The 14,030-nt window shown below is 44.9% G+C and carries 12 protein-coding genes and 1 pseudogene; 7 read left to right on the forward strand and 6 right to left on the reverse strand.

Translation table 11 applies throughout. The annotated features are described in order from the left end of the window. Nucleotides 1-52 precede the first annotated feature (52 nt). The 4 genes from BMY80_RS03275 (at nt 53) to BMY80_RS03290 (ending at nt 4,217) form a co-directional block, all read left to right on the forward strand. Entirely contained in the window at nt 53-1,267 is a 1,215-nt protein-coding gene (locus BMY80_RS03275) for a pyridoxal phosphate-dependent aminotransferase (protein WP_093140883.1), read from the forward strand. A 127-nt stretch (nt 1,268-1,394) separates the two neighbouring features. After that, the gene (gene yfbR / locus BMY80_RS03280) at nt 1,395-2,015 is read left to right on the forward strand and encodes a 5'-deoxynucleotidase (RefSeq protein ID WP_093140886.1); all 621 of its coding nucleotides are present in this window, start codon (nt 1,395-1,397) and stop codon (nt 2,013-2,015) included. A gap of 272 nt (nt 2,016-2,287) precedes the next feature. Then, nucleotides 2,288-2,782 (forward strand): DUF4357 domain-containing protein, encoded by a 495-nt coding sequence (locus BMY80_RS03285; RefSeq protein WP_093140887.1) that lies wholly within the window; start codon nt 2,288-2,290, stop codon nt 2,780-2,782. A gap of 121 nt (nt 2,783-2,903) precedes the next feature. Further along, complete coding sequence (locus tag BMY80_RS03290; RefSeq protein WP_093140889.1) at nt 2,904-4,217, forward strand: RsmB/NOP family class I SAM-dependent RNA methyltransferase; 1,314 nt, start codon at nt 2,904-2,906, stop codon at nt 4,215-4,217. A gap of 134 nt (nt 4,218-4,351) precedes the next feature. Here the strand turns inward: BMY80_RS03290 and BMY80_RS03295 are convergent, their stop codons facing one another. Beyond that, complete coding sequence (locus BMY80_RS03295; protein WP_051621706.1) at nt 4,352-6,346, reverse strand: DEAD/DEAH box helicase; 1,995 nt, start codon at nt 6,344-6,346, stop codon at nt 4,352-4,354. A gap of 637 nt (nt 6,347-6,983) precedes the next feature. Between BMY80_RS03295 and BMY80_RS03300 the strand changes: the two genes are divergently transcribed. Next, nucleotides 6,984-7,574 (forward strand): YjaG family protein, encoded by a 591-nt coding sequence (locus tag BMY80_RS03300; RefSeq protein WP_093140890.1) that lies wholly within the window; start codon nt 6,984-6,986, stop codon nt 7,572-7,574. A gap of 113 nt (nt 7,575-7,687) precedes the next feature. Here BMY80_RS03300 and BMY80_RS03305 read toward each other — a convergent pair whose 3' ends face one another. The 5 genes from BMY80_RS03305 to purH all read right to left on the reverse strand — a co-directional run bounded on the left by BMY80_RS03305 (nt 7,688) and on the right by purH (nt 12,287). After that, nucleotides 7,688-8,002 (reverse strand): YbjQ family protein, encoded by a 315-nt coding sequence (locus BMY80_RS03305; RefSeq protein ID WP_031578352.1) that lies wholly within the window; start codon nt 8,000-8,002, stop codon nt 7,688-7,690. Further along, nucleotides 7,983-8,210, reverse strand: coding sequence for a hypothetical protein (locus BMY80_RS03310; RefSeq protein ID WP_218140309.1), 228 nt, complete (start codon nt 8,208-8,210; stop codon nt 7,983-7,985). Before BMY80_RS03310 ends, BMY80_RS03305 begins: the two co-directional genes overlap by 20 nt. Before the next feature lie 207 nt (nt 8,211-8,417). Further along, nucleotides 8,418-9,197, reverse strand: coding sequence for a sulfite exporter TauE/SafE family protein (locus BMY80_RS03315; RefSeq protein ID WP_031578354.1), 780 nt, complete (start codon nt 9,195-9,197; stop codon nt 8,418-8,420). Between the two features lie 143 nt (nt 9,198-9,340). Then, nucleotides 9,341-10,630, reverse strand: coding sequence for a phosphoribosylamine--glycine ligase (purD, locus tag BMY80_RS03320; protein ID WP_093140893.1), 1,290 nt, complete (start codon nt 10,628-10,630; stop codon nt 9,341-9,343). A 64-nt stretch (nt 10,631-10,694) separates the two neighbouring features. Continuing rightward, on the reverse strand, nt 10,695-12,287 hold the full coding sequence (gene purH / locus BMY80_RS03325; RefSeq protein ID WP_093140895.1) for a bifunctional phosphoribosylaminoimidazolecarboxamide formyltransferase/IMP cyclohydrolase: 1,593 nt from the start codon (nt 12,285-12,287) through the stop codon (nt 10,695-10,697). 398 nt (nt 12,288-12,685) lie between these two features. Here purH and BMY80_RS03330 point away from each other — a divergent pair. Beyond that, nucleotides 12,686-13,009, forward strand: a pseudogene (locus tag BMY80_RS03330) (HU family DNA-binding protein); the annotation flags it as partial. 174 nt (nt 13,010-13,183) lie between these two features. Then, on the forward strand, nt 13,184-13,993 hold the full coding sequence (locus BMY80_RS03335; protein WP_093140898.1) for a Cof-type HAD-IIB family hydrolase: 810 nt from the start codon (nt 13,184-13,186) through the stop codon (nt 13,991-13,993). Nucleotides 13,994-14,030: the final 37 nt, after the last annotated feature.

The following is a 14,030-nucleotide window of genomic DNA, read 5'->3' on the forward strand; positions in this document are numbered from 1 at the left end:
GTGCTCCCCGGAAATGTTGGTTTTACGAATACAAGATAAATAAAGATAAAACATGAATATCATAGATAAGTCACATAAGCTTGATAACGTTTGCTACGACATCAGAGGCAAGGTTCATATCGAAGCACGAAGAATGGAAGACGAGGGCCAGAGAATTCTTAAGCTGAATATCGGCAATCTCGCCACTTTCGGTTTTGAAACTCCTGAAGAAATTGTTAAGGACGTGGTTCTCAACATCAATGCCGGTCAGGGGTATTGCGATTCCAAAGGTATTTTTTCGGCGCGCAAGGCCATCGCCCAGCATTATCAGCAGAAAGGACTTCGTCAGATTGAGCTTGATGATATCTTTATCGGCAACGGTGCTTCAGAACTTATCGTTCAGTCAATGCAGGCACTGCTGAACAACGGAGACGAGGTTCTGGTTCCTGCTCCGGACTATCCTTTATGGACTGCCGCCATCAACTTAAGCGGCGGACGTGCCGTTCACTACATCTGCGACGAACAGTCAGACTGGTATCCGGATCTTGAGGACATCAAGAAGAAGATCACCCCGAGAACCAGAGGTATTGTTCTCATCAACCCTAACAATCCTACCGGCGCGGTTTATTCAACCGATCTGCTGCTGGCTCTCATCGAAATCGCCCGCCAGAATAATCTGATTATTTTCGCTGACGAAATCTATGACAAGATTCTTTACGATGATATCGCCCACCACAGTATCTGCACCCTCTGTGACGACGTGCTCGTGCTTACCTTCAACGGTCTGTCAAAAGCATACCGCGCATGCGGATTCAGACAGGGATGGATGATCATCAGCGGTCCTAAGCAGTACGCCAAGGACTACATTCAGGGGCTCAACATTCTCGCCTCCATGAGACTGTGTGCCAACGTACCGATGCAGTTTGCCATTCAGACGGCGCTCGGAGGATATCAGAGTATCAATGAACTCATCATTCCGGGCGGAAGATTACGCCGTCAGAGAGATCTGGCCTACGAATTAATCAACTCCATCCCTGGAGTAAGCTGCGTGAAACCTAAGGGAGCCCTGTACATGTTCCCTCGTATCGATCCTAAGGTTCACAAGATCAAGGATGACCAGAAGATGGTTCTTGATCTGCTTAAGCAGGAAAAGATGCTCATCGTTCAGGGTACCGGATTCAACTGGCCGGCTCCGGATCATTTCCGCATCACCTTCCTGCCTCAGGAAGAAGTGATTCAGGATGCATGCACCAGACTCCAGAGATTCCTGAAGACCTACAGACAGTAAACATGTATTTATAAATACCTGATAAGCCCTGAATCATATGATTCGGGGCTTTTTTATACATCGGCAGCAAAATTATCCCCGAAAACAAAATATAATGATCAGGATAATTGATTTTAAGGGAGCTTCTATGAAAAGCACATTCCTGGCGTGGATTACACGTATGCCTCTTATTAAGAGATGGTCACTGATGCACAGCTTCAGAGAGGAAAACATTTCAGAACACAGTCACATGGTGGCGGTAATTGCGCATCTTATCTGTTCCGTATCAAACGAATATTTCGGAACGAATCTCAATGCGGACAAGGCATCAACACTGGCTCTGTTTCATGAAATATCGGAAACCAAACTGCAGGATCTGAATTCAAAAACCAAATACCAGACTCCTGAATTCACCAGACAGTTCAAGATTCTTGAGCATATTGCCGAAACCGAATGCGTGAACACCCTGCCGGAAAAACTCCGCAGAATATACGCCCCGCTGATTATTCAGAACGAAACCGACGAGGAATACCGTAGAATCGTAAAATATGCGGATGTTATTGCAGCTTACGTTAAAACCCTGGAAGAACAGCGCTTCAACAATAATGAATTCGCCCATGTCAGACAGACCATGCATGCCAGGGTAACCGAAATATGCAGCCAGAATCCTGCCGTAAAAATGGTTGTGGATACTTTTATCTCCAGCTGCATCTGTTCACTGGACGAACTTACCGGCATTGACCGTGACAACGGATTTAACGGCAATTAAGAGTTTTTACGAAGATCTGTCCATCTGGTATAAATTATGCTTGATATTTAAATGAACACGTTTAATAACGTTTTTGGTTTTGTTATCTTTTTTGTGGATGTAATTTTTTGCATCCACTTTTTTTATCAAAGAACATTTTCTCGGTTTCCAGTTTCCCATAATCCTCTGCATACATCTTTGGCTTCATTTCCGGCTCCCCCGATATTTTTTAAATTTTAAATAGCTTATTACGCTTAAAAATGAGAAAATTATAAAAAATTAGGAATGAAATCATGAGCAGAGATGACAAGGTATCGTTTATCGTAGACAGTAACGGCAGAAAGACCCATGCGGTTATTCCCATGGATGCTTATCAGGAGATTCTGAATCTGCAGACCATACTGAAATCCAGCTTTGAGCTAGACGAAAAGGAGACTTACTACTTTTCCGTCAAGGGAGTTAACGCGTCCGGTTTTCCAGTCGGCAAACGCTCCACTCCAAGCTTCATGCTCAATAAAGGTTCAATGATTTCACCAAAATGTGCAAATTCCTTACGTCAGCAGGTTGTGGACATCAGAAACGTGCTTATCGAAAACGGCACCATGTCCTATGACAGCAAACTCAACTGCTACATACTTAATGAAAGCTACATGACCACCAGTCCCAGCTTTGCGGCCTCTCTGGTTGCCGGCAACAACAGAAGCGGACTGGATGTATGGACCACCAAGGACGGCTACTCCCTGAAAGATTCAGGATACGGTCCTCACGGAAAGGAAGAACAGTTTTAAGACATCCGTTCCGTGACATCGATTCGCAGCCAGTTAGGTTTGAATAAAACTTAACGAACCTGCCGTAAATTCAGATTTATTGTTCACATGACATTTTTGTGAAAAGAGAGAAAAAATACAAATGGCATCATATTCTTTATCGTCTTTCAAAATCAGATTGATAAACTCAATTCTTTTTGAGAATTTTAACAAGGACGTTCCTTTAGACCGTGTCTACGCAAATCATTTCAGGAAAATCAAGCTGGAACCTCAGGAACAGTCTCTCATCATTGATCTGGTTAACGACCTCATCAAAAGACTGAACTACTATTCTTTCATTGCAGGTTACAACAAGCCTAAAGACGGCAGAAGACATATCAATAAATTAATCTGTGCACTTCATGTCGAAAACAAGTGGCCTGTGCCTAAGGGATTGTCAGACTGTGATGATTTCAGTGAAAAACAGGCAAAGATCAGAAAGGAGCAGGCAAAAGAGATTCCTAACCTGAAATACGGATGTCCTGAATGGCTGGATCTCCTGGGTAAAAAGGAACTCGGCGACAGATGGGAAAAAGAAAAGATTGCTCTCAGCAGAAAACCTGACCGCTACATCAGAGTCAACACTCTGAAGGTAACCAAGGAACAGCTCTGTCAGATGCTGAGTGCTGCCAGAATCAAATATGAAGTCTGTGAAAACAGTGAAGATGCCCTCAGAATAACCAGCAACACCGATCTTTTCAAAACCCAGATGTTCAAGGACGGTTTCTTTGAACAGCAGGATGCTGGTTCACAGGAAATCTCTCCGTTCCTGCAGGTAAAACCCGGCTTGAGGGTAATTGACGCCTGTGCGGGAGCAGGAGGCAAGACTCTTCATCTGGCCGCCCTCATGAAGGGTAAAGGCGTAATCATTGCCATGGATGACAAGGACTGGAAGCTTCAGGCTCTCCGTGAAAGAGCCAAAAGAGCAGGAGCATTCAATATTGAAACCAGACACATTGATTCTCCGAAGGTAATCAAGAAACTTAAGGCTCAGGCTGATCGCGTTCTGCTCGACGTACCGTGTTCAGGCACCGGTGTTCTCAAGAGAAACTTCGACACCAAATGGAGTGACAACAGCAACGACATCAGGGAACTGACCGCCATTCAGGCAGACATCATCGACAGATATTCACAGATGACCAGGCCAGGCGGAATTCTGGTTTACTCCACCTGCAGTATTCTGCCTATGGAAAATCAGAACCAGATTGAGACCTTCCTTAAAAACCATACTGAATTCGTTCTTGAAGATCAGAAAACCGTATATCCTTCAGAAGGCGGTGACGGTTTCTTCATGGCCAGAATGAGAAGACTGACGGAAGAGGAAGCGGCAGCCCGCGACAGTGATGCCGAAAACGAATCTCAGTCTGCAGCAGAAGCACCTGCAGAGGAAAATACCGCAGAAACATCTGATGAATAATCGTTACTTCTCCGCACGTACTGATTCGTGAAGGATGTTCACAGCAAAAAGCCTGTTTCCGGATACGGAAACAGGCTTTGATTTTTCAGAAAACAGACCTGAAATCATCTCAAGATTTCAGGTACTGTCCTTGATTAGAACTTGAATGGAGCAGCTCTTACCCCCTTCTTGGAAGGTTTTGCTGCTGACTTTTTGGCAGGCTTCTTGTCAACAATCTTCTTAGCGCGATTGTGGTCGGCGGCTCTTGCTCTGTCCTTGCGGCGATCATTGCTGTTCTCATCATCACTGTAATAGTGTCTGATTTCCAGTGCACGACCGCAGACACGGCTCTTCTTAAGGATTTCCATTGTTTCCTTCGGCATGCCTTCAGGTAAATCGACTGTAGCAAAGGTATCGAAGATATCAATGCAGCCGATATACTGGCTGTCAATTTCACCTTCGTTGGCAATGGCACCCACGATCTGACCGGCCTTTACACCGTCACGGTAGCCTACGGCCACGCGGTAACGAACCATCTTGATGTCCGGGAAGTCCTTCAGAGGCTGAGGAATGGCTGACGGACGCTTCTTAGGTCTTGGCTCGCCGGTATGTTCCGCTCTTTCAGCCCCTGTTTCATAATCGAAATCAACACTGTTGTTTCTTACAAAACGTTCTCTCGGAGATTCCTTTCTGAATGACCTGTCGTCATCCAGCATCTTCTGCTTAGGTTCAGGCTTTTCTTCAAGGAACAGAGGTTCGTTGCCCTGAACCAGTTTGGCAAGCGCCGCACACAAATCGATAGGATCTATGGCGTCATCCACCAGAACTTCATTGATTAACTGCTGATACGGCTCAAGATCGTCAGCTTCCAGGCTCTTAAGCATTCTGTTCTTGAAGGCCATTACGCGGTGTCTGTTGATATCCTGAGTGGTAGGAATGGTCATCGGTTCAATCGGCTGCTTGGTTGTATGCTCGATAAGACGAAGCATTCTTCTTTCCTTAGGAGACACGAACAGAATGGCATCACCAGTTCTGCCTGCACGACCTGTTCTGCCGATACGATGCACGTATGATTCAGGATCATACGGAATATCGTAGTTAACCACATGGGTTATACGATCCACGTCAAGACCTCTTGCAGCCACGTCGGTGGCAATCAGCACATCCAGAATGCCGTTCTTGAGTCTTTCCACGGTCTTTTCACGAATCTTCTGCGGAATGTCGCCGTGCAGAGCCTCACAGGCATGACCTCTGGCCGCAAGCTTGTTGGCAAGTTCTTCAGCAGCGGTCTTGGTTCTGGTAAAAATAAGGAGAGCATCATAAGGCTCTACTTCAAGGAGACGGGTAAGAGCATCAATCTTGTGCAGACCTGATACCAGCCAGTATCTCTGACGTACTGTGGTTGCGGTGGTGGTTTTTGAAGCAATCTTGATTTCAACAGGATCCCTCAGATACTGTCTGGCAACCTTTTTAATCATTTCAGGCATGGTTGCGGAATAAAGAGCAATCTGTCTGTTTTCAGGACACTTCTGAATAATCCATTCAACATCCTCAATAAAGCCCATCTGCAGCATTTCATCTGCTTCATCAAGAACCAGCGCCTTTAACTTATCGAGCACCAGGGCACCGCGCTTGATGAGATCCATTACACGGCCTGGAGTACCCACAACAAGCTGGGCACCGCGCTTTAAAGCCTTGAGCTGCACGTCATACGAAGCACCGCCGTAGATTGGAAGCACGCTGAACTTCTGCAGATACTTGGCAAAGCTCTGGCAGGCTTCGGCAACCTGAAGCGCAAGCTCTCTGGTAGGTGCGATAATCAGCACCTGTGTGTCTCTGGTTTCAACATTGATTCTGGAAAGCAGCGGTAAGGCAAAAGCCGCGGTCTTACCGGTTCCGGTCTGAGCCTGACCGAGAACGTCACGGCCTTCAAGCAGCGGCTGAATAGACTTTTCCTGTATAGGAGAAGGCATTTCAAAGCCAAGCTTTTTAATTGATTTTAAGACTTCTTCTCTTAAGCCAAAATGATCAAAACCATTTTCTTCGACTTCAACCTCAGCTGATTCAGTCAGTGATTCGGCATTTTCCGCAGCCATATCCTGATTGATGTCTTTAATTTCTTCAGACTGTGTAGCAATATTGTCAGTCATTATGTACCTCATAGTAAATCTTAAGAAACAGGCTTAAAAGAGCCGGCAGTGTTTTCCCGCAATCCGCACCGGATAGAAATTCCGGTTAACCCCAAAAACAACATGTTCACCTACGCCATGATTCCCAGGGAAACCACCGGCTAAGGCAGATCCCCGAAAAAATGAACGCAACTGTATAATCAACACATGGTTTCAAAACAGCATCAGTCTCCGCAAATCAGCACGATTCCGGACCGACCGATGAATTTAAACAGATGTCAGACATGAATAAAGCCCCCAAAAAAACCTGAGGTATTCCGGGAACAAAATTCACGACATCATCAGATGAAAAGCCAACTGTTCTTACTTGTAAAAAACACCCTTAACCTCGTATTTTCTAAAAGTAAAACCCGACTTAGTCAAAGACTCGTAAATATAGAAAAATTGAGGTTTCCGCTTATCTGTATAAGCCCCGCACTGTTATAAAACAGAATTCTGTAAAGTATACATTTTTTGTGAACATTGTCAAACTTTTAATATACTTAATCAATCTTATGAGTAATTTAAGAACAGCAGAGACAAAAACATCCAAAGTCTTTTAACAACAGTGGCGCTTTTTGATAAAATATATCAATCGTAGCGTTTGAAGGATGTACATATGGCTATTTTCGGTGAAAAGTTTTATAAAATGCTTAACGAGTTAAAACCATGGCAGCAGTCTCTGTTCGCCCTGACTTTAGCCCACAGACAGTCTCCAAATTTTCTGCTTTTTGCTGAAGTGACCGAAGATCATGAGGCCAAAAAGGATTTTCAGAACATTCTCAACACCATGTGGGAATTTCATACCGACAAGGAAAATCACATCAATCTGGAAAACCTTCTGGAAACACTTGAAAAACATATTCCGGACATCGACGATGACAGTCCGTACGGAGCATATCCGGCTCTTGACGCCTGCATTTCCCTGTCCCAGTCCATAAATGCCATCGTAAACCATTTCGGTGAAGAGGCCGAACACGCAAGCAGCGCTTCCATCTGTACCGTGGCCAAATATCTCGAGTTTACCGAAGACGCCGTCTACGAAGATGAAGAACTTTATGACAAGCAGCTAATCGTGGAGGAAATGGACTACCAGATCAACCTGCTTGACCGCATTTCAAAAGCAACCCGCTCCCCTGAGTTTACCAATGCTCTCAGGAAGGAATGCGAAGAACTCGGATGCTCAAATATCGGCATCTGCATAGACTGATAACCTGGCGAGCTGATATTCATCAGTCCGAAAAAGAAAACTAAAGGGAAGCCTCGAATGCTTCCCTTTCTGTTTTTCAGTTTACTGAAGTCTTAAATGATTATCGGAAAAAATCAGTTTTTAAACTTTACCGCAGTACCGTAAGCCACCACTTCAGCTGCTCCCTGCATAACCTCGGAAGATGCATAGCGGACATTCACAACGGCATCAGCACCCATTGCCTGTGCCTCAGAGACCATGCGCTTGGTAGCCATTGCTCTTGCCTCATTCATCATTTCGGTATAAGAACCGAGTTCGCCGCCAACCAGTGTTTTAAAAGCCTGCAGTATGTCCTTACCCAGGTGCTTTGACCAAACGACACTCCCCTTAACCAGTCCGAGAGTCAAGAGTTCCTTTCCGGAAACATAATCAGTATTTACCAAGATCATCTTCTTCTCCTTCATTGATTTCCCTGATTCTCTGCATACAGACAGCCAGCATGACGACAATCAGTGAAAGCGGAATTATTCCCATCAGGATGCGGCAGATCATGCTGTCTGTTGTCGTAATCAGACATACGAAATAGAAAAAGAAATACACAACTCCGACAACTGTTATGACGACCGGAGCAATCATTTTCCTTTTATGAATGTTCATCAGATCTTCTCTCCGTTTAAAACATCCTGACAGGCTACGATTAATATCTGTTAAGCATGTGATTCTGATTTCATCACACTTATTATAAGACATTCATCTGCAGGTTAAGTTCCGGGAACAGCCGGAAGGACAAATAAAAAAGGCTTTATACCATCAGGATGGTAAAAGCCTTTTTGAGTTTCTGATACCAGGGGTCTCTGAATATCATCAGCCTGTAAAATGAACCCCTGCCTTATACAGAAGCAGGATACCGCTTGAAAGCATAATGAACTGGAACAGGATCTTTATTTTGGCGGCATCCAGATACTTTATCAGGAATGTTCCCGTAAAACCGCCCAGGAAAGCACCTAAAACAAGCATCGGAACCCATTCCCAGTGAATACTTGCCATGGTTCCCATGGCAACGGCTCCCGTCAGATTCCATATAAATGCCACCAGTATCATTGAATGATGAATGGCCTTTTTTATATCCATACGATAACACATTACCATTACCATAATTGCCATAAGACCGGCTCCGCTGGAAAATGAACCACTGAGAATCCCGACCAACACGGTAAAAAACGCAGCCCTTACGTAATCCCTGCGAGTCAGAGTATTTTCCCTGTTTTCCAGCCCAAACTGTTTTTTGGTTGCGGAATAAATAACAGATGCGATTGTTATCAGACCAAGACTGAATTCCGCAATCCAGTCCTTTAGCTCCACAACAAAAACTGATCCGAGAACAACAGCAGGACATCCCAACAGTAAAAATATGAGTACGGCCTTTCCGTTCAGATTGTTCACCTGATGGTTTTTGGCCAAAGAACCGAGGCCGAGTGCCACCACGGCAACCTTATGGGTACCGAGGGCGAGGGAGAACGGGAGCCCCATAAAAATAAGAAGAGGGAGCTGCACGAATCCGGCACCGCCACCTGAAAGTGATGCCAGAACGTTAGCCACAAAGCCGCCTAAAAATAGTAGCAGCTGTTCAACAACCTGATTCACGTCCTAATCCTGAAAACTGATATTCTGTGGAATAATAATCGATAAGAAAGAGCAGATACACGTATCTGCTCTTCTTAAAACACTTCATAGAAACAGTAGAAGCCCGAATACTGCCATGCGGAGGCAGCATTTATGAGCTTACACTATTTGCTCTGTTCTCTTGCAATCGCCCTGTCAGCAATATCATTACGATGGAACATGCCGTTCCAGCTGATATTCTTAATTGCCCTGTAGGCCTTCTGTTTTGCTTCGAGAACTGTATTACCCAATGCGGTCACACAAAGCACGCGGCCGCCGTTTGTAACGATATTACCGTCCTTAAGAGCCGTACCGGCATGGAATACCTTAACTTCAGATTCAAATTCTGAATCAAGACCGGAAATAACATCGCCCTTCTTAGGAGAAGCAGGATAATTCTCTGCGGCAAGAACAACACCTACCGCCGCCTTGGTATTGTATCTGGCGGTTTCACCCTTGAGCCTGCCTTCAGTAGCCTTATAGCAGAGATCAACGAGATCGCTGTCCATTCTCAGCATGATTGGCTGAGTTTCAGGGTCACCGAAACGGCAGTTGTATTCGATAACCTTAGGATTACCGGCAGCATCAATCATCAGACCTGCATACAGGAATCCGGTATAGGTGTTGCCTTCAGCCTTCATGCCCTGTACGGTAGGATAGATAATCTGGCTCATTACCTTTTCATATACGTCAGCGGTTACAACCGGAGCAGGAGAATATGCCCCCATGCCGCCGGTGTTAGGACCTGTGTCACCGTCACCTACACGCTTGTGATCCTGGCTGGTTGCCATAGGAACAACATTGTCACCGTCAACCATAACAATAAATGAAGCTTCTTCACCTGACAGGAATTCTTCGATTACAACCTTTGAACCGGCATCACCGAAAGCGTTGTCTGCGAGCATGTCCTTTACGGCAGCCTTGGCGTCTTCAACGTTCATTGCCACGATAACGCCCTTGCCTGCTGCAAGACCGTCAGCCTTGATTACGATAGGCGCACCCTTTTCATCAATGTAAGCCAGAGCCTTGTCAACTTCGGTGAACACTGCATAGTGAGCAGTAGGAATGTTATGTCTTAAGAGGAAGTCCTTGGTGAATGACTTTGAACCTTCAAGCTGTGCCGCAGCCTTGGTAGGTCCGAAAATCTTGAGGCCGGCTGCTCTGAATGCATCAACCACGCCTGCTACCAGCGGAGCTTCAGGGCCGACGATGGTCAGATCAACAGCTTCCTTCTTGGCAAAAGCCAGTAAACCGTCTACATCACTTACGCTGATATTAACATTCTGAAGCTTTGGTTCAAGAGCGGTGCCAGGATTGCCTGGAGCAACATATACAACTTCGGCAAGAGGAGACTGGGCAGCTTTCCATGCGAGAGCATGTTCACGACCGCCGTTACCGATTACTAAAACTTTCATAAAAAATCCATTAAATAATTAAAAAGAAGTACTGTTTCCAGTACTTCTTCAGAACAAAAAACTATTAGTGACGGAAGTGACGGATTCCGGTGAATACCATTACGATACCGTGTTCGTTTGCAGCATCGATACATTCCTGGTCACGAACTGATCCGCCTGGCTGAATAATGCAGGTAACACCTGCTGCCGCAGCTGCGTCAATACCGTCTCTGAACGGGAAGAATGCGTCAGACGCCAAAGCGGTGCCCTTGATGTCGAGACCGATTTCGTTAGCCTTCTTAATTGCGATTTCAGCTGAGAATACGCGGCTCATCTGACCTGCACCTACACCGATGGTCATCTTATCCTTGGTGTAAACGATAGCGTTTGACTTGGTGAACTTAACAACCTTCCATGCGAAGAGTAATTCTTCAAGCTGTTCCTTGGTAGGCTGAAGCTTGGTTACAACCTTGAGATCTTCAGGATTGAGATTGATTACGTCAGCATCCTGAACGAGTAAACCGCCGGTAACACGCTTGAAGTCGAGATAAGCTTCTCTCTTGGTCCAGTAACCGCATTCGAGAAGACGGATGTTCTTCTTGGCGGAAACCGCTGCCTTGGCTTCTTCGGTTACGCTAGGAGCGATGATCACTTCACAGAACTGTCTGTCGATAATGCTCTTTGCGGTTACCGCATCAAGTTCGCGGTTGAAAGCGATGATACCGCCGAATGCAGAGGTAGGATCAGTCTTGAATGCCTTGTCGTAGGCTTCGGTGATATCCTTGCCTAAAGCAACACCGCAAGGATTTGCATGCTTAACGATTACACATGCAGGATCACTGAATTCCTTAACGCATTCGAGAGCGGCATCGGTATCAGCGATGTTGTTGTATGAAAGAGCCTTGCCCTGAATCTGCTTTGCGGTTGAAATGCTAGCGTTCTTGTTGCCTGCTTCAACGTAGAATGCAGCCTTCTGGTGACCGTTTTCACCATAGCGCATGTCCTGCTTCTTGATGAACTGGGTATTGAAGGTGCGAGGGAACTTTGATTCAGGATCTGATTCTTCAGGAATACCGTAATCAGGAACCTTGGTTCCGAAGTAGTTGGCAATCATGCCGTCGTAGGCTGCGGTGTGTTCAAATGCAGCGATTGACAGGTCAAATCTGGTTTCGTAGGTAAGAGAATTACCGTTGCTGTCCATTTCAGCGATTACTCTTGAGTAATCCTTTGCATTAACGACAATGGCAACATCCTTGAAGTTCTTGGCGGCACTTCTTACCATGGTAGGACCGCCGATATCGATGTTTTCGATAGCCTTTTCGAGAGTGCAGTCAGGAGATGCAACGGTGGCAGCGAACGGATAGAGGTTAACGGCAACAAGATCAATAGGCTTGATGTCATGCTTTGCCATAACTTCATCGTCAATGCCGCGACGACCTAAAATACCGCCGTGAACCTTTGGATGAAGAGTCTTTACACGACCGCTCATCATTTCAGGGAAACCGGTGTAATCACTTACTTCGGTTACCTTAAGACCGGCTTTGGCAAGAAGCTTGGCTGTACCGCCGGTTGATAAGATTTCAACACCGCGGGCTTCAAGTTCTCTGGCAAAATCCACAATACCAGTCTTATCAGAAACACTGATAAGAGCTCTTCTTATAGGACGAATAATATCCATTCAATACCTCTATATCAAAAACCACAAACCATAACGATTCGGATAAAACATTACTGTCTGGTAGACAAAACAAAAAACCATGTGAATTTTAACCAAAATTACATAAAATTTCTATCTTTTTAAGCTCCGACATCACCTTGATTTCAAGTAAAACAGCCTTTATTTTTTGACACATGCCTTGATTTTTATAAATTTTTCAACACTTTTAAAAAGATTTTGTTCAAATCATCAGTGATTGCTATATACTCTAACTATAGCGTCGGATGTTGATAACTCTTGTATATCCACATTTCAACACTAATATGAATTGGAATGCCTATTTTTTTTAAGCTCAATATTTAATTATAAATACGGCATCACCCGCTCACAGGTTATAAGTACAATATTATTTAGGACTTAATGAAGGTTCATTTATGAATAAATCAGAATTAGTAAGTGCAATTCAGGAAAAAGCTGAACTTAAGAAGAGTGAAGCTCATGACGTAGTTGAAGCAATCATTGACATCATTACCAATGAACTCAAGGAAGGTAACAGCGTAAGTCTCATCGGTTTTGGTACTTTCAAGGTTAAGGATCGTCCTGCAAGAACCGGTCGCAACCCAGCAACCAAGGAAGTTATTGAAATTCCGGCAACCAGAGTTCCAGCATTCGTTGCAGGCAAGAACTTGAAGGATACCGTGGCTGAATCCGCGAAGAAGAAGACCAAGAAGGCAAAGAAGTAATTCTGTGACCTTCTGAATGAGATTACTGATTCCAAAAGGCAGGTTCTTAACCTGTCTTTTTGTTTTTCAGCCATACAGGAAAAGCTCCACCGCGTTCGATGCTTTTTCCGTATTTCAATTTTTTCTCCATTTGGTTTAAAATAATCCCGTATTTTTAACCTTCTGGAATTTATTATGTATAAACTGATTGCAACCGACCTTGACGGAACCCTGCTTGATACCGACAGAAACATTTCCCCTGCCAATATCAGCTCCATAAAAAAAGCCATGAGCAAAGGAATGCATTTCGTTATTGCCACCGGCAGACCTATTGACGGCATAATACATTTTGCCAGACAGCTGGATATTCTTCATCAGGGGCAGTATGCCATCAGTTTTAACGGCGCCGAGGTCTATGAGCTCAATCCTTTGAGACGAATATGTTCCTGCTGCATTACCGGAGCTGAAGTCAGAAGAATGGCCAGAAAGGCGGAAGAACTGAATATCAATTACCACGCTTTCTCCACAACCAGAGGACTTCTGGCCGCAAAACCAAACGAATGGACTGACGTGGAGATGACCTTAAACAAAATCGGCTGCACCATGATAGATTTCGCCACCATTCCCGACGACGAACTGTTCCAGAAATTCATGTTCTGCGGCTCAGCCGAAGAAGTTGAGGGCATTCAGGACAAGGTTGACGAATACCGTGAAGACTACACCGTAACCAGAAGCGCTTTCTGTTTTCTCGAGGTTCTCAACAAACAGGCCAGCAAAGGCAACGGCCTGAAACTGCTGTGTGAAACAATCGGCATTCCGCAGGAAGAAACAGTATCCTTCGGAGACGAACAGAATGACATCAGCATGATTGAATACGCAGGACTCGGCGTAGCCATGGCCAACGCTGTTCCAGAAGTCAAAAAAGTCGCCAATCTGATAACCGATACCAATCTCAATGACGGACTCTCCAAGGTTCTGGAGCAGATTATCAGAGATCAGTACTGATAACCTTAACCGTCTTATATTTCCCCATAGATAAACT

The sequence above is a fragment of the Ruminobacter amylophilus genome (assembly GCF_900115655.1).
Taxonomy (GTDB): domain Bacteria; phylum Pseudomonadota; class Gammaproteobacteria; order Enterobacterales; family Succinivibrionaceae; genus Ruminobacter; species Ruminobacter amylophilus.

Excerpts from the sequence above, each read along its gene's own strand:
- BMY80_RS03300 (WP_093140890.1), top strand. The coding sequence starts at position 6,984 with ATGGCTATTTTCGGTGAAAAGTTTTATAAAATGCTTAACGAGTTAAAA.
- BMY80_RS03290 (WP_093140889.1), top strand. The coding sequence starts at position 2,904 with ATGGCATCATATTCTTTATCGTCTTTCAAAATCAGATTGATAAACTCA.
- purD (WP_093140893.1), bottom strand. The coding sequence starts at position 10,630 with ATGAAAGTTTTAGTAATCGGTAACGGCGGTCGTGAACATGCTCTCGCA.
- yfbR (WP_093140886.1), top strand. The coding sequence starts at position 1,395 with ATGAAAAGCACATTCCTGGCGTGGATTACACGTATGCCTCTTATTAAG.
- BMY80_RS03285 (WP_093140887.1), top strand. The coding sequence starts at position 2,288 with ATGAGCAGAGATGACAAGGTATCGTTTATCGTAGACAGTAACGGCAGA.
- BMY80_RS03295 (WP_051621706.1), bottom strand. The coding sequence starts at position 6,346 with ATGACTGACAATATTGCTACACAGTCTGAAGAAATTAAAGACATCAAT.
- BMY80_RS03275 (WP_093140883.1), top strand. The coding sequence starts at position 53 with ATGAATATCATAGATAAGTCACATAAGCTTGATAACGTTTGCTACGAC.
- BMY80_RS03310 (WP_218140309.1), bottom strand. The coding sequence starts at position 8,210 with ATGAACATTCATAAAAGGAAAATGATTGCTCCGGTCGTCATAACAGTT.
- purH (WP_093140895.1), bottom strand. The coding sequence starts at position 12,287 with ATGGATATTATTCGTCCTATAAGAAGAGCTCTTATCAGTGTTTCTGAT.
- BMY80_RS03335 (WP_093140898.1), top strand. The coding sequence starts at position 13,184 with ATGTATAAACTGATTGCAACCGACCTTGACGGAACCCTGCTTGATACC.
- BMY80_RS03305 (WP_031578352.1), bottom strand. The coding sequence starts at position 8,002 with ATGATCTTGGTAAATACTGATTATGTTTCCGGAAAGGAACTCTTGACT.